An 18673-nucleotide genomic window follows, 5' to 3' on the forward strand; every position below is an offset into this window, starting at 1 on the left:
CACTATCACGCCGTGAGAGAATGGAGCAATGGTGCGCGGTGACGGAAAGCTTTCCCACGATCTTCTCCCCGGCGAAAAAGGACCCCAGGATGCCTGCGGCGTCTTCGGCGTGTGGGCCCCCGGCGAGGAAGTCGCCAAACTAACGTATTACGGGTTGTACGCCCTGCAGCACCGCGGCCAGGAGTCCGCGGGCATCGCCACGAGCGACGGCACCCGCATCAACGTCTACAAGGACATGGGGCTGGTCTCGCAGGTCTTCGACGAAGCCACCCTGAACACCCTCACCGGTCACATCTCGGTCGGTCATTGCCGCTACTCCACCACCGGCTCCTCCAATTGGGCGAACGCACAGCCCACGCTGGGCGCCACCGCCGTCGGCACTGTAGCCCTTGCCCACAACGGAAACCTCACCAACTCCGCTGACCTCTACCAGATGATCCTCGACCGCCAGGGCAAGCCTCGCAGCGGCGAGATGGCACAGGGCAATACTTCGGACACCGCCCTGGTAACCACCCTGCTGGCCGGCGATGACGGCCGGTCACTGGAAGACACCGCCATGGACCTGCTGCCTACCATCGAGGGCGCGTTCTGCTTCGTGTTCATGGATGAGGGCACGCTCTATGCCGCACGCGATGCCTACGGAGTTCGCCCGCTGGTGCTCGGCCGCCTGGAGCGCGGCTGGGTTGTTGCCTCCGAGCAGGCGGCACTCGCCACGGTAGGCGCCAGCTTCATCCGTGAGATCGAGCCCGGCGAGTTCATCGCCATCGATGAAAGCGGCGTACGCTCCCGCCGTTTCGCCCAGACAAAATCGGCCGGCTGCGTTTTCGAGTACGTCTACCTCGCCCGCCCCGACGCCGCGATCGCGGGCCGCTCGGTGTATGACTCCCGCGTGGAGATGGGCCGCCAGCTCGCCCGGGAGAACCAGGCAGAGGCCGACGTCGTCATCCCCGTCCCTGAATCCGGTACCCCGGCCGCCGTCGGTTTCGCGGAAGAGTCCGGCATCCCGTTCGCGCACGGATTCGTGAAGAACGCCTACGTGGGGCGCACCTTCATCCAGCCCAGCCAGACGCTGCGCCAGTTGGGCATCCGGTTGAAGCTCAATGCGCTGGAATCGGTGATCCGCGGCAAGCGGATTGTCGTGGTCGACGATTCCATTGTTCGCGGCAATACCCAGCGCGCCGTGGTCCGTATGCTGCGTGAGGCCGGTGCGGCCGAGGTACACGTCAAGATTTCTTCGCCGCCGGTACGCTGGCCCTGCTTCTACGGCATCGACTTCGCGTCCCGCGCGGAGCTGATCGCCAACGGCGCTGCCGTCGACGAGATCAGCAAGTCCATCGGCGCTGACAGCCTCGCCTACATCTCCGAAGACGGCATGATCGAAGCCACCAGGCAGCCTCGGGAACGGCTCTGCACCGCGTGCTTCACGGGCAACTACCCGATCGAACTGCCCGAGGAAGACCGGCGCGGCAAGAACCTTCTCGAGCGGGTTGATCCCGCGGAGAAGCCCGGAGCGACCGGGTGCGATCCCGGTCCCGGCAGTGAACTCGAAACCCTTCTGACCGAAGCTGACAAGAAAGAGCGGGTATGACATCTTCTGACCCCATCACCTATGCAAGCGCCGGAGTAGACGTCGAAGCCGGCGACCGGGCGGTGGAGCTCATGAAGGACGCCGTCAAGGCGACCCACTCCGCCAATGTGGTGGGCGGCGTCGGAGGTTTCGCAGGGCTCTATGACGTCTCCAAGCTGCTGACCTACCGCAAGCCACTGCTTGCCACCTCCACGGACGGCGTGGGAACCAAGGTTGCCATCGCGCAGGCCATGGACATCCACGACACCATCGGCTTCGACCTCGTGGGCATGGTGGTAGACGACATCGTGGTGGTCGGTGCAGAGCCCCTCTACATGACCGACTACATCGCCTGCGGCAAGGTCGTTCCCGAACGCATCGCCGCGATTGTGCGCGGTATCGCTTCGGCCTGTTCGGTCGCCGGCACCGCCCTGGTCGGTGGGGAGACCGCAGAGCATCCGGGCCTCCTGGGCGAACACGAGTACGACGTCGCCGGTGCCGCCACCGGCGTGGTGGAAGCGGACGCCCTGCTCGGCCCGGACCGCGTCCGGGAGGGGGACGTCATCATCGGCATGGCTTCCTCCGGCCTGCACTCAAACGGCTACTCACTGGTCCGACGCGTCATCAACCAGGCCGGCTGGGCGCTTGACCGGCAGGTGTCCGAGCTCGGCCGCACGCTCGGCGAGGAACTCCTTGAGCCGACGCGCGTGTATGCCTCCGACTGCCTGGATCTGGCCCGTGCCTTCCCCCTCGATTCCGACGGCGCCGTGCACGGTTTCAGCCACGTCACCGGCGGTGGTCTCGCTGCTAACCTCGCCCGGGTGCTTCCCCGGGGGCTTGAGGCGACCGTGGATCGCTCCACCTGGTCCCTCCCGCCCGTCTTCAGTCTGGTCTCCGAACTCGGCAGCGTTCCGCTGCCGGACCTGGAGCGGACGCTGAACCTCGGCGTCGGGATGGTTGCGGTGGTCTCCGCTGCCGGCGCTGACGACGCCGTCGCTCGGCTCAATGAGCGTGGCGTCCCGTCCTGGGTCATGGGCCAGGTTGGAAGCGCGTCCGGCGAGAGCACCGATGGCCCGGACTATGTGCAGGGCGCCAAGGGCGTTGACGGCGGGGCCGTGCGCCTGGTCGGCGCGTACGCCTCCTAGCCCCCAAGCGCAAAAGCGCCGGTACGGTGCAAAATCGTGGGGATCAACCCACGATCCTGCACCGTACCGGCACTTTTGCGTTGACTAGCGCTTGCCCGGCTGGTTACGCGTCACCACGACGTCGAACGAACTGGTGCGGGTGTTGCCCGCCTCATCCGTCGCCTCGCAGGTGACCGTCGTCGTGCCTACCGGGAAGCGGTTGCCCTGCACCGGCTGGCAGTCCAGCGGAACCTCTCCGTCGAGGGTGTCGATGGCGGAGGGCAGCGGGTAGTCCACCTTAGCGCCGCTGGCTCCCCTCGATTCCACGTGGACGTTCGACTGGTCCGCAATGCGTGGTGGAAGCACGTCGGCCGGGCGGTCGGGCAGCTGTGCCGGGTCGACGATTCCCCAGAAGGCCGGCGTGACCTGCAGGTCGTCGTCGAACGGAAGCGGCTGCTCCCACGGCCGGGCCATGGGCCACGTGCGCAGCCACGTGCGCGCGTTGCTGATGCCCCAGAAGGTCACCGAGTCAATTGAGTCCCCATGCTCGGTGAGCATGGCGAACAGGTCTCGGTAGTAGTAGCCGACTTCCGCCGCGGCGTCCTCGTCACTCGTGAACGCGGGGCTGTAGGGATCCACCTGACCACCGCTGACGTCCGCTCCCCTGTTCTCGGTTGAGGCGTTGACGTCGAGTTCGGTAATGGCCTGCAGCAGGTTGGGATCCAGAGCCTCAACGGCCTTGATCGAGTCCTCCAGCCATTGCACCGGACGTGCAACGTCAACATGTGCCTGGTGTCCCACACCGTCGATCGGCACAGCGCGATCCTGGAGTGACTTGATCAGGTCCAGGTAGTCGGCCCGCTTCTCCGGCATTTCGGTGTTGTAGTCGTTGATGAAGAGGGCTGCATCCGGGAAGTACCGGTCGGCGAGGCGGAAGGCCTCATCGACGAATTCTTCGCCGAGTATCTGGAACCAGCGGCTGTCCCGCATGTCGTGGGGGTTGGCGTTATCGCCGTCGGCGATAACCTCGTTCACCACGTCCCAGGCCCAGATGGGGCTGTTGCCGTCGGGGTACCGGGCGTTGATATGGTCGGCAATTGCCTTGATGTGCGCTTCCATTCGCGCCTTCAGCAGTGCCTGGTCTGACGCACTGTTGGTCAGGTCCCGTTCGCCGTCCTTGAAGAACCAGGCCGGGGTCTGCGAGTGCCAGGCAAGTACGTGTCCGTAGACCTGCACGTTGTTGGCGTCCGCGAAGTCCAGCAGCTGGTCGAGCTGCGTGAACGCGAACTGTCCCTCGACCGGCTGCAGGCTCTCCGGTTTTCCGGCATTCTCCGGCGTGATCGCATTGAAGTGCTTCCGTACGAGATCAGACGCAGTTCCCACGGTCTCCCGCGCGTCGACGGCCACGCCGACGTGCTTGATTCCCCGGGTACCCAGCACATCCCGAAGCGACGGCACATCCTCCTGGATGGGCTTTTCCACGATCGGCGCCAGGCTGAAGTCATCGAGGAGGAAATCCACACCGGGATCGCCTTCCACGTACACCTGCGCCTTGTCGGCGGCTGCGCCGAGCGTGTAGGTGCCCCGCAGCTGGGTCCAGCCGTCCGCGGTGACCGACGCGCCCGCTCCGGCCACGCCGTCGTACGCGCTTCCGCCGCCGTTGTCCCGCTGTACCGATACCTTGAGCGACGCCGGTGCCTGGCCGGGCGCCAGCTTCGCCCACACGGAAACCTCCACGGCTGTGCCGACGGGCAGGGCGTCGGTCACGTCCAGCGCCGCGCCGTGCCAGGGCTGCGTGCGACCCGTGACCAGCAGGCTTCCGGTGCCGCCTCGGGCATCCGTGCTGGCCGCTACCTGCACGCCGTCGCCCCGCGAAATCCAGCCTCCGGCACCCGCCTCGAAGTCCGAGGTGATCCCGGCCTCTCCCCCGGCAGCGGTGCCGCCGCGCGGAAGAGTGAACGTCCAGCCCTCGGCGAGCTTCTCGGAAACCACCGTGGTGAGTGCGCTGACCGTGCCGGAGCGGTCGCCGCCGCCGTCGTGAACCAGCACCACCGCGCCCGGCGTGAAGGCGGACCGGAGGTTGGCAGTGAGGGTTTCCTCGCTCAGGTCGTTGCCGTCCCAGTCGAAGATCACGTTGCCGAGTCCAAGCGGCTGCATCCCCAATGCTGCCGCCACCTCACCGGTGGAACCCCAACTGCCGTTCGCCGCCCTGAAGTAGGGCACGGGAAGGTTCGGGTCGCCGGCAGCCTCACGGATGATGCGCAGGTTCTCCTTGAGGTCGGCCTCGATCTGCGCGTGGGTCCAGGAACCCATGTCCGCGTAGGACGTGCCGTGGTTGCAGAGCGTGTGTCCGTCAGCCACGATCTGACGCAGGAGCTCGGCGCCGCCGGCCGCCTGGATGTTCTGGCCGATGACGCAGAAGGTCGCGGTGACACCCTTCGCCCTCAGGAATTCAAGGACCGCAGCGGTTTCGCCGGGGTTCGGCCCGTCGTCGAGCGTCAGTGCAGCGGTGTTACCGGTGCCGCGCGCCGACGCGAGGGGCGTCGTCGTCGGATTGTCCGCTCCGCCCGGGACGAAAGCCGGGTCCGGCGTCGGCTGCCAGGAGCCGCCGTCAGCGGATCCGGCCGTACCGGTGATCACGACGTCGTCCACAAGATAGTCATACGGTGCGCCAAGGTCTCCCGTTCCGAGGTAGGCCCGCAGGGTGGCGGGATCGGCACCGGCCGGCGCGATGAACGTTCCGGTGATGGTGGTCCAGGCATCAGCCGTCACCGTGGTGTTCCCCACCCAGTTGTAGGCGGGCTCGACGACGAAGCGTGCCGACGTCGTCGTTCCGGCTGCTGCCGCGAGCTTCACCTGCGCCGAGAAGGTGTAGGTTCCGCCGGCCTGCAGCAGGTTCGCCGGCGTCTTCACGCCGTCGTAGTCGTTTGACCTGCCCTGGACCAGCAGCGCTTTGTCACCGTCGGCGTCGACCACTGAGAGTGTCGGCCCGCCGTTCTGGATCAGCGGGCTGAAGCTGCCGTCCTCGAAGTCTTCGCTGAGCAGCACCGGCTGCTCAGCGGCCTGGGCTGCGGGCAGCGCCAGCGCGCCGGCTCCCGCGAGCAGCCCGAATGCCGTGACCCCTGCGACCAGGGGCCGCTGCCTCATCGGTTGCCCCGACCCGGCGAGGCCTGCTCCAGCGTTTCCTGCAGTGCGTAGTAGCTGGGCTTGCGGGTGTAGTCGTCCCACATGACCGTTGCTTCGCCCTCTCCGGCAAAGAACACAGGCACCCACGAGTACTTGTCGGTGAAGCCCCAGATGGTGAAGGAGTTGCACTCGTCCACCGCGACGCAGGCTTCGAGCGCCCGCTGGTAGTAGCTGGCCTGCTTCTCAAGCTGTGCAGCGGTGGGGGCGGTACCCCTTGCAACATCCATGCGGACATCGAGTTCCGTGATGGCGGTCTCGAGCCCAAGGTCATCGAAACGCTGCAGGTTCTGCTGCAGGTCTCCCGGGAAGCCGTAGCGCGTGCTGAGGTGGCCCTGGATGGCGAAACCATCCACCGGAACACCCTGCGCCTGCAGGCGGGGAATCAGGTCGAGGTAGGCGTTGCTCTTGGCGTTGATGCCTTCCACGCCGTAGTCGTTGAAGAACAGCTTGGCCTTGGGATCGGCCTCGTGGGCCCAGCGGAAGGCGTCGGCGATGATCTCCGGTCCCAGTTCGCGGATCCAGATGTTGTCGGTGGTTCGCAGCGTGCCGTCACCGTTGAAGATCTCGTTGGCAACGTCCCACTGCTGGATCTTCCCGGCGTACCGGCCGACAACGGTCTGGATGTGCTCCTTGAGGATGGCGCGGAGCTCATCCTTCGAGAAGTTCCCCTCCTCCAGCCAGGCGGGGTTCTGACTGTGCCAGAACAGGGTGTGGCCGCGCACTACCTGGTTGTTCGCCTGCGCGAATTCCACGATCGCGTCCATCTCGGCGAAGCGGTAGGTATCCCGGGCGGGGTGTACGTACTCCCACTTCAGCTGGTTCTCCGGGGAGACGGAGTTGAATTCCGCTGCCAGCCGTTCGCGGTACTCCACGTCATGGGTGAAGGGATCGGGGTAGGACTGGGTTTCGTGGTGGCCGCCGCCAGCCACCGCCGTTCCAACCTTGAGATCCTGGGGTGCATCCCAGCGCAGCGTGTCCTGCTTCGCCAGGCCCGGGGGCTGGGTGGAAGGCTGGTGCTGCCCAGCGATCGCGGTTCCCCCGGCGGGGATTAGCAGTGCCGATGCGAGGACCGCGGCAGCAAGGGATTGAGGGACCCTCATGAATTCTCCTTTGAATTGCTTGGTGATTCGGTGCGATTGACAGTGCGATTGACAGTGCGATTTACAGAGGAACGACCCCAATGGTGCAGTGGAGCCGCCGGGTGTGGTCCACCACGCGGGTGTCTCCGGTCAGGGTGAGGGGCGCGGTGAAGCGGATGTCGCTGCTTGAAGCCCCGAGGCGGAGTTCGATCTCTCCCGGTTCGACGATGCGCGCTCCGTGGCGTCCGGTGAAGGCGGTAACATCGGCCGGCACGGTGAAGCTGACCCGCGCCGACGCCCCCGCTGCAAGCGGTACCCGGGCAAACCCGACCAGGCGCTGCACCGGCCTCACTACGCTCGCGACGGGGTCGTGCAGATACAGCTGGACAACCTCCACGCCGTCGCGCGTTCCGGTGTTGCTTACGGTCAGCTGGACGGTGACCTCGCCGCCGGTGGCCGCCGTGTCCGAGCTCTGCTCCAGGTTGAGCCAGGTGAAGTCGGTGTAGCTGAGCCCGTGGCCGAAGCGGAATGCCGCCGTCGGGTCGATATTTGACACACCGTTGGCCTGCGCCAGCGGTGCTGCGAGGTAAGTGGAGGGCTGAGCCCCCGGTGTTGCCGGGATGCTGACGGGCAGCCGCCCGCCCGGGTTGATCCGGCCGCTGAGCACGCCTGCAACGGCCGCTGCGCCCTCCTCGCCCGGAAAAAAGCCCTGCACGACGGCGGCTGCTTCAGTCGTTGCCGCGCCAAGGGCATAGGGGCGGCCGGTCAGCAGGACCACAACCACCGGCTTACCGGTGGCGAGGAGTTCGTCGAGCAGTTGCTGCTGCACGCCCGGAAGGGTCAGCGACTCGACGTCGCACCCTTCGCCGCTGGTGCCGCGCCCGAAGAGACCGGCGCGGTCGCCCAGTACAGCGACGACGACGTCGGCATCAGCGGCTGCTGCCAGCGCCTCCTGGAAGCCGCTTGTGTCAGTGCCATCGATCGTGCAGCCGGGTGCGAGCGTGATGTCGCTGTCCCGGAATTCGTCTTTGAGCGCCACGGCAACCGTGGGGATGGACAGGCCCATCTCTACGCCGGGGTGCTGCTCCCCTACGTGTGCCGGGAAAGAGTAGCACCCGAGGAACGCGCGGTGCGTGTCGGCGTTCGGTCCCACCAGCGCGATGCGCGGAGTCTCGGGAAGCGGAAGAACGCCGTCGTTCCGCACCAGCACGATCGATTGTTCCGCCAGTTCCCTGGCGATCGCCCGGTTCCGGGCAGTGTCCAGGTCGATGAAGGGGGAGTCGGATGGAGCGGCGTCGGCCAGGGCAGGAGGAACGGCGGACCAGTTCGGGTCCAGCAGGCCGAGGTCGAGCTTCTGCCGCAGGACGCGGTGCAGGGCACGATCAACGAGCCCCTCGTCCAGTCGCCCGCACTCGATTTCGGCCACCAGATGCTCGCCGAAAGTGTGGATGGTGGGGAGTTCGACGTCGACGCCGGCCTCGAGCGCTGCGGCAGCGGCTTCACCCAGGGTTCCGGCGATCCGGTGGAGCTCCTTAAGGAAAGCGATGCCGAAGTAGTCTGCGACGACGGTGCCCTCGAAACCCCAGGTATCCCGGAGCAGCGTGGTGAGGAGAGACGAGTCAGCCGCCGTGGGCACGCCGTCCATGTCGGTGTAGGCATGCATGACGGAACGAACGCCGGATTCGCGGATGGCCATCTCGAATGGCGGCAGCAGCACATCGGCCCGTTCGCGCTCACCCACCGAGACCGGCGCGAGATTGCGCCCGGCCTTGGACGCTGAGTAGCCCACGAAGTGCTTGAGGGTGGCAACGACGCCGGACCGCTCCAGTCCCTGGACATAGGCGGTAGCGATGGTTCCGATCAGGTACGGGTCTTCTCCGATCGTTTCCTCGACGCGGCCCCACCTCGCATCCCGGACCACGTCCAGCACCGGTGCAAGGCCTTGATGAACGCCTACGGACCGAAGATCCCCACCAATGGCCGAGGACATCTTCCGTACCAGATCGGGGTTGAAGGTGGCGCCCCATGCGAGCGGCACGGGGTACGCCGTGGCCTTCCAGGCAGCGAAACCGGCAAGGCACTCCTCGTGGACCAGCGCCGGTATGCCGAACCTGTTGGCGGAAACGATCCGTTCCTGCGTGCGCTGCAGGGAGAGAGCACCGATGCCGGGCTCCACCGGAGCCGTGCCGAAGGGCCGGGTCAGCTGTCCCAGACCCTGAGGCAGGAGTTCGTCGAGGTCTACGGCCTCGTTCATCTCGTTCTGGTGGGGAGCCACCTCGCCGCCCTCGGTACTGGCACCCACCCAGACGCCGACCAGTTGCGCGAGCTTCTCGCGGAGGCTCATCGCCTGGATCAGGGATTCCACACGGTGCTCAGGCGCAGCTGCCGGGTTACGCCAGACGGCGTCGTTGAGAGTTGTTTCAGTCATGGTTACTTTCCTCCAGCGCCCATGAGGCCCTGGACAAGCGCGCGGCGCGCAAAGAGATAGACGAGCAGGACGGGCACCATCGAGAGGGTCACTGCGGCAAGCAGGCCCGGGATATTGATGCCGTACTGGGTCTGGAAGTTGAAAAGGCCCAGGGTCACGACGCGGGTGTCCTCGGACTGGGTGAGGATGAGAGGGAAGAGGAAGCCGTTCCATGCCTGCAGCGCCGAGAACACAGCGATGGTGGAAATTCCGCCCTTCGACAGCGGAAGAACGAGTCGGAAGAAGGCGCGTGTGGGGCTCGCTCCGTCCATGGCCATTGCCTCGTACAGCTCACCCGTGATGTCACGCATGGTTCCGCTGAGGATCAGAGTGCAGATCGGCAGGGCGAAAGCGGCTGTGGGAAGGATGACGCCGATCAGGTTGTCGTAAAGCCCAACCGTGTTGATGAGGTAGAAGACGGGCACGATGACTGCCTGCGCGGGGATGGCCAGCCCGAGGAGGAAGAAGCGGAACACGAATGACGCCGCCCTGCTCTTGCTGCGCACGATCGCGTAGCTCAGCGGTGGGACCAGCAGCAGGACGATGCCTACGACGCCCACCGTGACGAGCACGGTATTGAAAAAATAGAGACCGAAGCCGCTGGTGAACGCGTCGACGTAGTTCTGCAGCGTGAAGCTGGTCGGGAAAGCGAGCGGTCCGTTGTCACCGAACTCCGCACGGGTCTGGAAAGTGCCGGCCAGCATGACGTAGAGCGGCACGGCGACGATCAGCAGCCAAAGGAAGGAGCCGACGCCGGCCAGGTAGTTGGGGCGGGTCTTCATCACAGTCCTTCCAGTGAACTGGTCATCTTGTCGTAGCCGGATACCTTGACCACTACGAGCGAGATCGCGGTGGCAACGACCACCAGGACAAGGGCAATGGCGCTACCGACGCCGAAATCGAAGCTCTGGAAGGCTTCCTGGTACATGTAGAAGGCGGTGATTGTGGTATCGGTACCCGGTCCGCCGTTGGTCAGGATGAGTACAGTTTCGAAGGTCGTGAGGCCGCCGACCACCATCAAAATGATGGAGGTGATGGCCGTGTTCCGAAGCTGCGGCACCGTGATCGCAAAGAACTGGCGAACGGTCCCGGCGCCGTCGATCTGCGCCGCCTGGTACAGCACCGGCGGTATCCCCCGCGCAGCACCCTGGTAGATAAGTGTGTGGAAGGGCGTGAACTGCCACATTCCCACGAAGATGAGGACTCCGATGGCGCCGGCCTGGTTACCGAGCAGGTTCCCGTCACCGAACAGCCAGGACAGTTGGCCCGGGATGCCGAAGTTGGGATCGAGCAGGGCCCGCCAGAGGACGGAAATTGCAGCTGACGAAAGCAGCAGTGGAACGAAGTAGATGGCGCTGAGGATTGCACGGTTCCGCTGGTTGCCGGCGGCCCAGACGCCCAGCAAGATGCTCAGCGGCGTCTGAGTGACAACGCCAAGCACAATGAACAGCAGGCTCAGCCAGAGGCTCTTGAGCATCACGGGATCGGACACCAGGGTTTCCCAGTTCTCGAGACCCACGAACTTCGGATCCCCCAGACCGCTCCACGAGGTAAAGGACAGGACCGCTACCGCCGCAAGGGGTACAAGGGCAAACAGTGCGAAGAAGATGGTGGCGGGGAGCGCCCAGGCGAATCCCGGGCGTCCCACCAGTGAGGCGCCCTTGCGGGCCGGGCGGCTCTCCTGGGAGCCGCCCGGCGCGGGCTGCCTGCGGGTGGCAAGCGTTGTCATGGTGTGTCCTACAAACTCTGCATGGCCTGGATGAAGCCGTCTTCATCGATCTGGCCGCTGAAGAACTGCGAAACGGCAGTGTGGATGGTTACGGTTGCCTCGGGCGGGTACGCCTGGTCCCAGGAGAGCTGGAAGTGCGGCGCGTTCTGCACCAGGTCGAACTGGTACTTGGCGAACTCGGGATCCGCCGCCTGGTCGAGGAACTGCTCCGTGTTGGTTGTGGTGGGAAGGTTTCCGATTCCAACCTGCTGCTGCACAAACTCGTCCGAGTACATCAACTTGAGGAATTCGGCAGCTTCATCCGGGTAACGGGTGTTCTTGTGGATCGAGTAGAAGTTGTTGGTGTTGCCGGCCAGGTTATGGGGGTCTCCCTCGCCACTCTCAATGGCGGGGAACTCGCTGTATCCGAGTACCTCTTCGGCGAACGCAGGGTCGGAGTCCTGATGCGTGGCGTAGGCCCAAGATCCCATCAATTCGAAACCTGCACGGCCGCTGGAGAGCAGGGTGGGAGATCCACCGTCGGTGAATTTGACGGAGTCGAAGTTGGTGCCGAAAGCACCTGCATCCACCAGTTCGCGGAGCATGCCCAGCGCCTTGCGGCTCTCCTCGGATTCCCACACGCTGGTGTCGCCGTCGATTGCCTTTTGAAACAGGTCCTCCCCTGCCACGCGGTCAAAGACGTACTGGAACCACATCTGGGTTGGCCACTGGTCCGCGCCGCCAAGCGCGATCGGCGTGACTCCAATGGCTTTCAGCTTCTCGACGGCGTCCAGCAACTCATCCCAGGTGGCCGGGGGGGCATCGATGCCTGCTTCCTTAAGTACTTCGGAGTTGTTGAACAGCATCACCGGCTGCGTGCCGCGCATCGGCACGCCGTAGGCCTTGCCGTCCACCGTTGCCGTTTCGAAGACCGAGGGCAGGAAGGCTTCCTTGAGCTGCGGATCTTGCTCGATGTATTCGTCGAGCGGCAGAACAAGGCCGGCATCCACGAAGTTGGCGATACTTCCTCCGCCCCAGTTGAAAAAGATGTCCGGAGCAGACTCGGTATCGATAATTGTTTGAAGCTTGGTCTGGTAATCGGCTCCGGGAATGGTGTCGAGTACGATTTTGACGTCGGACGTCTCGTTGAACTTGTCGACCATTGCCTGTTCCACCGTATTACCGGCGTCTCCATAGACGGCAAGGTGCAGCTCGCCTTCGGGCCGGTTGGAAGCGTCGCCGCCCCCTCCGCCGCATCCCGCCAGTGTCAGTCCCAGCATCACGGTAGCGGTCCCTGCTAGACCCCGTGCCATCCAGGTTCGGTTGTTCTTCATCGAACGCCTCTCGAAAGTTTCGATGTTTTCATCGAAATTTGCATGATGAGTTGAGTGTATAGATCGCTTTACGGGATGCGCAAGCAGGAAAAGTGTGACGCGTCACATTGACGCCGGGCGACGCCTTTCGAAAACTTTCGCTCCCTGTATGCTGTCACCATGTCGAACGGCGCGGAGGACCCACGGGTAACACTGGCTCAATTAGCCTCGGAGGCGGGAGTATCACTTGCCACAATCTCCAAGGTGCTCAATGGGCGCTCAGATGTCTCCGCGAAAACTCGCGCGAAAGTGGAGGAGCTCCTGGAGTGCCACGGTTACCGGCGGCGCCAGTCCTCCAACGTCAGAGCCGGACTTGTGGAGTTGGTCTTCCACGAGCTAGAGAGCGCCTGGGCCCTTGAGCTGATTCGTGGCGTCGAGAACGTTGCGCGAGAGCACGGCATGAGCGTCGTCCTTACAGAGACAGGAACACGGCACTCACCCGGTACGGACTGGATTGAGGGCGTCATGGCGCGGCGTCCCGCCGGAGTAGTGCTTGTCTTCTCAGATCTCCCCCGCGACTTCCGCCAGAAGCTGGATGCCCGGGGAATTCCCTTTGTCATCATCGATCCCGCGGGGGATCCTTCACCCGATGTTCCGTCCGTTGGCTCAGCAAACTGGGCAGGGGGCATGATGGCTACCCGCCACCTGATCGAACTGGGGCACTCCCGTGTGGCTGTAATCAGCGGTCCTGAAGACATGATGTGCTCGCTCGCCCGTGTGGACGGCTACCGCTCGGCAATGAACATGGCCTCGCTGCCGATCGAGGCCGGTTTCGTCCGTTACGGCAATTTCCATGTCGACGGCGGACGCGATCACGCGCTCGAGCTGCTCAGCAGCGCTGCGCCGCCTACGGCCATTTTCGCCGGCAGCGACCTTCAGGCCCTAGGCGTCCTGGACGCCGCGCGCCAGATCGGCCTGCGCGTTCCCGAGGAACTCTCCATAGTGGGCTACGACGACCTTCAACTCGCCAGATGGTCCAGTCCAGCCCTCACCACGATTCACCAGCCGCTTATTCAAATGGCGGAGGAAGCCACCCGGATGGTCTTACGCCTCCGCGAGGGGGAACGCCCCAACAACCTGAGGCTGGATCTTGCCACCAGTCTGGTGGTGCGCCAGAGTACGGCTGCTCCGCTGGAGCGGAACTCGCGAGAGCTGTCCGGAAGCCGTCTCCGGCGCTGAACTGGAGCGGACATTTCCGCAAAGGCTTCGGTACCATCGTGCCCGGCTTGGACCCGCAGGACGGGCACGATGGTACGGCAATGCGCCTGCCATCACCCTGCCATCGCCGGGTGAAAAGTAAGAGCCCATGTCGTGGGCTCCGGCTTCTGGTCGCTTCGACCAGGAGTTCATCCGCGGTTTTACCTTCAGGGCCGCACGGGAAAGGCGTTTTAGGTACAACAAGAACCAGCGGCCTGACATTGCCTGCCGTGGCCGCTGGTTCTCAACGTATCGTGCGGGACTACAGCCCCAGTGAAAAGGCGGGTTATCCGATGCGGCGAGTGCCGCCGTCGTCCTCTTCATCATCAAACTGGTCTGCGTATTTATCCTCGTACGCCGAATAATCCGGCTCAACCGGATCATCATGGCGTGAGGCGCGACTACCGGGGCCTGTGAGCTCACGCTGCAGCGCCGAGTAGTCTGTGGCCGGGCTGAAGTACTTCATGTCCCGTGCCTGCTTGGTGGCTTTCGCCTTCTGACGGCCGCGCCCCATGGCGTGACCCCCTTTTGTGCGTCGATCCGGAGGTGGTCGCTTTGGCCTTGGAAATAAAGGTGGAGCGAGGCCCCGGAGTATCCGGTCAATGTGTCGTACGTATAGATTACATGGTTTCTCAGGCGCCAACGCCCGGACCGCCCGCGCGGTTCCCGCAACATGTCACAGGATCGGCGCACGCCATGCGGGAAAGTACCATTGTTGGCTAGAGTCGTGGGGTGATTTGGACCAGATGTCAGCCCACCGCAGTGGTGGGCACGCGAGGGGGCAGTTCTCTATGAGCGATCAGCCGGACAAGCCGGAGGACGGCGATTCCGCACCGGAGCCGCCGGTACCGGAGCCGGAATTGCTCAAGGCCGAGGAGGTCCGCCTCTCCGACCCCGATGTGTCCGACGACGCCGTCGAGCCGACCCTCAGCACCTCCGCCGATGAGGTCCGTCTGACCGAACCTTCCCTTGGGGCGGCCGAAATCAGCGACGACGCCGCCGAAGCCGCCTCCCTGGACGAAGCCGCAGCTGAGGCCGAGTCTGTTGCCAGGGAAGCCGAAAACGTCGGCACCCTGATCAGTGGCCCTCGACCCGCCAATGACCCGGCTGAGGCTGCGGCACCAGCGGGCACTGCACCCGCCGGCGGCGCTGCGGGCGATGCTGCCGGGGATGCGGCGCGCGAGCCGCAGGAGTCGGCCGAGCCGACACCCCTCGTCGCACCAAACGTTCCCGTGCCGCACGATTCCGCACCAGAGGCAGCCACAGACGGGGAGGGCTCAGACGTGGCACACGGTTCGAGCGACGCTTCCGACGCCGCCGAGACCCCCGCCGATCACACCGCCGGCCAGGGGCTGACGAGCTATGCCGCGGGCGACGCACCCACCTGGATCGGGCAGAACGCCGATCAGTCCCGCTGGGATGAGCTGTTCGAGGTCGGTCAGTCCCCAGCCGCGGGAGAACCGGCCCATCCGGATGCTCCCTCGGATCCCGACGATACGTCCGAACCAGAGACGCCCCCCGAAGCCCAGAAGCTTGAGCCGGAGGGGCCCCCATCGGCCGCTGCTCCCGACGCACCCTGGACGTCAGCCGCTCCGGACGCACCCTGGGCAGCTCCTACCCCGCCTCCCTCCGAGCACGCCCCGGGAATGGCGGCATCGCCGGTTGGCGGACCCTACGGTCTTCCGCCCGCCGGCCCGGACGAGGCCGTGCCCACCCGCATCCGTGCGCGAGCCGCGAGAAGCGCCCCCCGCCGATCCAACCGGAAGTTGTTGATTACTCTCGGTGTAGTCGGCCTTGCGGTGTTAGCCCTGCTGATCTTCGCCATCATGAACATCGTCAATGCGCTGCGGTCCGATGACCCGGGCGCCGAGGCATCCTCCAGCACCACCCCGGGCGCTGACGGAATCATTGCGGAAAACATCTCACCGCTTGACCTTGAGTCGGGCGCCTGCGTTCTGGGTTTCGACGCGGCAGATGTCAGTGCGGACGTCACGACCGTCACCTGCACCACACCCCACAACGCCCAGCTGCTCGCGACCACCAGCCTGCCTGATGATGCGGACTTCCCCGGGGAAGCCGCACTGAATGCGAGCGGCGATGAACTGTGCAACTCGGTGCCGATCGACCAGAACGCGGCGGCAGATTTCCCGAACCTCACGCTCACCCAGGTCACTCCCACCACGGGCACCTGGGCGGACGGTGACCGGCGTATCGACTGCTTCGTGGTTTCTGACGAGGGGAACGTCATCACGGACAGCCTCCTCGCGGAGTAGCCCGTTGCGGGCCGCTCCGCGAGGAGTGCCCGCGGCTACGCGGTGACGCTTGCGACAGCGAGGCCCTCGGTGCTGTCAGCGGCCCGATCAACGCGCACCTTGTCGCCGTCGTTGATTGCGCCGGACAGCAAACCTCGGGCAAGGCGGTCTCCGATCTCACGCTGGACCAGTCGGCGAAGCGGCCGGGCGCCGTACGCCGGATCGAAACCGGTGAGCGCAAGCCACTCCCGCGCGGCGTCCGTGACGTCGAGCGTGAGCCGGCGCTCCTGGAGTCGGGCGGCAAGGGACTGTACCTGCAGGTCCACGATCCGTGAGAGCTCCTCAATGCTCAGCGCATCGAACATGATGACGTCGTCGAGCCGGTTGAGGAACTCGGGCTTGAAGCTGACGTTCACCACCGACATGACCGCATCCCTGCGGGCAGACTCGTCCAGCGTCGGGTCGACCAGGAACTGGGATCCGAGGTTGGACGTCATCACGAGGATGACGTTGCGGAAGTCCACGGTCCGGCCCTGGCCATCGGTGAGCCGACCGTCGTCGAGCACCTGCAGGAGGATGTCAAAAGCCTCCGGATGCGCCTTCTCAACCTCATCAAGCAGCACCACGCTGTACGGACGGCGCCTCACCACCTCTGTGAGCTGACCGCCTTCCTCGTACCCGACGTAGCCGGGAGGTGCACCCACCAGCCGCGCCACTGCATGCTTCTCCGAGTACTCCGACATATCGATGCGGATCATGGCGCGCTCATCATCGAACAGGAAGTCCGCGAGCGCCTTGGCAAGCTCGGTCTTGCCGACGCCGGTGGGGCCAAGGAACAGGAAGGAACCGGTGGGTCGGTCCGGATCCGAGATACCTGCGCGGGCACGCCGGACGGCGTCGGAGACGGACGCTACTGCCTTCTTCTGGCCGATCAGGCGGTTTCCGAGGTTCTCCTCCATGTGCAGCAGCTTCTGGCTCTCGCCCTGCAGCATCCGGCCGGCAGGAATGCCCGTCCACGCCGAGATGACCTCCGCGATGTCCGACGCGGTGACCTCTTCCGCGACCATCAGCTCGGGTGAATCAGCAGATCCTTGCTCCTCAGCCTGGGCGGCCTCGAGCTCGCGCTGCACGTGCGGGATCTCGCCGTAGAGAATGCGGGAAGCTGTCTCCAGGTCACCATCACGCTGTGCCCGGTCAGCCTGCGATCGCAGCTCATCCAGCGACGCCTTCAGGTCGCCCACCCGGTTCAGACCAGCCTTCTCCGCCTCCCAGCGCGCGTTCAGCGCGGCAAGCTGTTCCTTGCGGTCAGCCATGTCGGCGCGCAGCGCCTCAAGGCGCTCCACGGACGCTTCATCGGTTTCCCCTTCGAGGGCCAACTCTTCCATGGTCAACCGGTCGACGGCGCGGCGTAGCTGGTCGATCTCCTCCGGCGCGGAGTCAATCTCCATCCGCAGCCGGGACGCGGCCTCGTCCACCAGGTCGATTGCCTTGTCCGGGAGCTGCCGCCCGGTGATGTAGCGGTTGGACAGCGTGGCTGCGGCCACGAGTGCCGAGTCGGCGATGGATACCTTGTGGTGGGCCTCGTAGCGCTCCTTGAGCCCACGGAGAATGCCAATGGTGTCCTGAACGCTGGGCTCCCCGACATAAACCTGCTGGAACCGGCGTTCCAGCGCCGCGTCCTTTTCGATGTTCTCGCGGTACTCGTCGAGGGTCGTAGCGCCGATCAGGCGCAGCTCGCCGCGGGCGAGCATGGGCTTGAGCATGTTACCGGCGTCCATGGAGCCCTCCGAGGCGCCGGCCCCCACGACGGTGTGCAGCTCATCGATGAAGGTGACAATCTGACCGTTGGACGCCTTGATCTCCTCAAGCACTGCCTTGAGCCGTTCCTCGAATTCGCCGCGGTACTTGGCTCCCGCAATCATCGAGCCGAGATCCAGGCTGATGAGGGTCTTCCCGCGCAGGGACTCCGGCACATCCCCGGCGACCATGCGCTGGGCGAGGCCCTCCACGACGGCGGTCTTACCGACACCGGGTTCACCGATCAGCACAGGGTTGTTCTTGGTACGGCGCGAGAGCACCTGCACCACGCGCCGAATTTCCGTGTCACGGCCGATCACCGGATCCAGCTTGCCGGAGCGGGCGATCTCCGTCAGGTCCACGCCAAACTTCTCCAGGGCCTGGAAGGTGTTCTCCGGATCGGGGCTGGTGACCCGCCGGTCCCCCCGCACTCCGGGAAGCGCGGCGAGGAGCGCCTCGCGGGAGGCACCTTCCTCACGCAGGATCCTGCCTGCGGCACCTGAATCAGCGGCGATGCCGAGCAGGAGGTGTTCGGTGGAGACGTAGGAATCGCCCAGCGACTCGGCCTCTTGCTGCGCGGCGGTAATCACCTGCAGCATTGGCCGCGAGAACTGGGCCTGAGCCACGGAAGAACCCGACGACGACGGAAGCGCCTTGATCGCCGCGCTTGCCTTAACGCTCACGCTGTCCGCGCTGACACCTGTTGCCGACAGCAGAGCCACGGCAACGCCGTCACGCTGGTCCATCAGCGCTTTCAGCGTATGGGCCGGCTCCACCTGGGGGTTGCCCGCGGTGGAGGCATTCATGGCGGAAGCGGACAGGGCTTCCTGGCTTTTGGTGGTGAATTTGGTGTCCATGCTGGCCTCCCTGCAGTGGAATGACGACTAACAGCAGAATTTATGACTAAGTTGAGTGTACTACGC

12 protein-coding genes are annotated in these 18673 nt (G+C 65.0%); 4 read left to right on the plus strand and 8 right to left on the minus strand.

Translation table 11 applies throughout. The features are described from left to right. The first annotated feature begins 28 nt into the window (after positions 1–28). Complete coding sequence (gene purF, locus M1D74_RS13180; RefSeq protein ID WP_309124267.1) at positions 29–1588, plus strand: amidophosphoribosyltransferase; 1560 nt, start codon at positions 29–31, stop codon at positions 1586–1588. Next, positions 1585–2712 carry a phosphoribosylformylglycinamidine cyclo-ligase gene (purM, locus tag M1D74_RS13185; protein ID WP_458115564.1) on the plus strand — a complete coding sequence of 376 codons (1128 nt, stop codon included), beginning with the start codon at positions 1585–1587 and terminating at the stop codon, positions 2710–2712. Before purF ends, purM begins: the two co-directional genes overlap by 4 nt. Positions 2713–2796: 84 nt before the next feature. Here the strand turns inward: purM and M1D74_RS13190 are convergent, their stop codons facing one another. The 6 genes from M1D74_RS13190 to M1D74_RS13215 all read right to left on the minus strand — a co-directional run bounded on the left by M1D74_RS13190 (position 2797) and on the right by M1D74_RS13215 (position 12465). Further along, positions 2797–5838 (minus strand): endo-1,4-beta-xylanase, encoded by a 3042-nt coding sequence (locus tag M1D74_RS13190; RefSeq protein ID WP_458115565.1) that lies wholly within the window; start codon positions 5836–5838, stop codon positions 2797–2799. Continuing rightward, positions 5835–6977 carry an endo-1,4-beta-xylanase gene (locus tag M1D74_RS13195; RefSeq protein WP_458115566.1) on the minus strand — a complete coding sequence of 381 codons (1143 nt, stop codon included), beginning with the start codon at positions 6975–6977 and terminating at the stop codon, positions 5835–5837. The genes M1D74_RS13190 and M1D74_RS13195 overlap by 4 nt, the downstream gene beginning before the upstream one ends. A 61-nt stretch (positions 6978–7038) precedes the next feature. Further along, positions 7039–9384 (minus strand): beta-xylosidase/alpha-l-arabinosidase, encoded by a 2346-nt coding sequence (locus tag M1D74_RS13200; RefSeq protein WP_458115567.1) that lies wholly within the window; start codon positions 9382–9384, stop codon positions 7039–7041. A 2-nt stretch (positions 9385–9386) separates the two neighbouring features. Then, on the minus strand, positions 9387–10205 hold the full coding sequence (locus tag M1D74_RS13205; protein ID WP_458115568.1) for a carbohydrate ABC transporter permease: 819 nt from the start codon (positions 10203–10205) through the stop codon (positions 9387–9389). Further along, positions 10205–11152 carry a carbohydrate ABC transporter permease gene (locus M1D74_RS13210; protein WP_458115569.1) on the minus strand — a complete coding sequence of 316 codons (948 nt, stop codon included), beginning with the start codon at positions 11150–11152 and terminating at the stop codon, positions 10205–10207. The genes M1D74_RS13205 and M1D74_RS13210 overlap by 1 nt, the downstream gene beginning before the upstream one ends. 8 nt (positions 11153–11160) lie before the next feature. Continuing rightward, positions 11161–12465 carry an extracellular solute-binding protein gene (locus tag M1D74_RS13215; protein ID WP_458115570.1) on the minus strand — a complete coding sequence of 435 codons (1305 nt, stop codon included), beginning with the start codon at positions 12463–12465 and terminating at the stop codon, positions 11161–11163. A 159-nt stretch (positions 12466–12624) separates the two neighbouring features. Here M1D74_RS13215 and M1D74_RS13220 point away from each other — a divergent pair, with 159 nt between their 5' ends. Next, positions 12625–13683 carry a LacI family DNA-binding transcriptional regulator gene (locus M1D74_RS13220; protein ID WP_458115571.1) on the plus strand — a complete coding sequence of 353 codons (1059 nt, stop codon included), beginning with the start codon at positions 12625–12627 and terminating at the stop codon, positions 13681–13683. A 304-nt stretch (positions 13684–13987) separates the two neighbouring features. Here M1D74_RS13220 and M1D74_RS13225 read toward each other — a convergent pair whose 3' ends face one another. Beyond that, on the minus strand, positions 13988–14215 hold the full coding sequence (locus M1D74_RS13225; RefSeq protein ID WP_309070573.1) for a DUF3073 domain-containing protein: 228 nt from the start codon (positions 14213–14215) through the stop codon (positions 13988–13990). A 277-nt stretch (positions 14216–14492) separates the two neighbouring features. Between M1D74_RS13225 and M1D74_RS13230 the strand changes: the two genes are divergently transcribed. Next, positions 14493–15974: a septum formation family protein gene (locus M1D74_RS13230; RefSeq protein ID WP_458115572.1), complete on the plus strand. Its 1482-nt coding sequence runs from the start codon at positions 14493–14495 to the stop codon at positions 15972–15974. A 35-nt stretch (positions 15975–16009) separates the two neighbouring features. Here the strand turns inward: M1D74_RS13230 and clpB are convergent, their stop codons facing one another. After that, the gene (gene clpB, locus M1D74_RS13235; RefSeq protein ID WP_458115573.1) at positions 16010–18607 is read right to left on the minus strand and encodes an ATP-dependent chaperone ClpB; all 2598 of its coding nucleotides are present in this window, start codon (positions 18605–18607) and stop codon (positions 16010–16012) included. Positions 18608–18673: the final 66 nt, after the last annotated feature.

This window comes from Arthrobacter sp. D2-10, from assembly GCF_054161285.1.

What these genes read in the sequence shown, in the direction of transcription:
- M1D74_RS13195 (WP_458115566.1), bottom strand. Translation starts at nt 6,977, where the DNA reads ATGAGGGTCCCTCAATCCCTTGCTGCCGCGGTCCTCGCATCGGCACTG.
- M1D74_RS13205 (WP_458115568.1), bottom strand. Translation starts at nt 10,205, where the DNA reads ATGAAGACCCGCCCCAACTACCTGGCCGGCGTCGGCTCCTTCCTTTGG.
- purM (WP_458115564.1), top strand. Translation starts at nt 1,585, where the DNA reads ATGACATCTTCTGACCCCATCACCTATGCAAGCGCCGGAGTAGACGTC.
- M1D74_RS13190 (WP_458115565.1), bottom strand. Translation starts at nt 5,838, where the DNA reads ATGAGGCAGCGGCCCCTGGTCGCAGGGGTCACGGCATTCGGGCTGCTC.
- clpB (WP_458115573.1), bottom strand. Translation starts at nt 18,607, where the DNA reads ATGGACACCAAATTCACCACCAAAAGCCAGGAAGCCCTGTCCGCTTCC.
- M1D74_RS13210 (WP_458115569.1), bottom strand. Translation starts at nt 11,152, where the DNA reads ATGACAACGCTTGCCACCCGCAGGCAGCCCGCGCCGGGCGGCTCCCAG.
- M1D74_RS13215 (WP_458115570.1), bottom strand. Translation starts at nt 12,465, where the DNA reads ATGAAGAACAACCGAACCTGGATGGCACGGGGTCTAGCAGGGACCGCT.
- M1D74_RS13200 (WP_458115567.1), bottom strand. Translation starts at nt 9,384, where the DNA reads ATGACTGAAACAACTCTCAACGACGCCGTCTGGCGTAACCCGGCAGCT.
- M1D74_RS13225 (WP_309070573.1), bottom strand. Translation starts at nt 14,215, where the DNA reads ATGGGGCGCGGCCGTCAGAAGGCGAAAGCCACCAAGCAGGCACGGGAC.
- M1D74_RS13220 (WP_458115571.1), top strand. Translation starts at nt 12,625, where the DNA reads ATGTCGAACGGCGCGGAGGACCCACGGGTAACACTGGCTCAATTAGCC.
- purF (WP_309124267.1), top strand. Translation starts at nt 29, where the DNA reads ATGGTGCGCGGTGACGGAAAGCTTTCCCACGATCTTCTCCCCGGCGAA.
- M1D74_RS13230 (WP_458115572.1), top strand. Translation starts at nt 14,493, where the DNA reads ATGAGCGATCAGCCGGACAAGCCGGAGGACGGCGATTCCGCACCGGAG.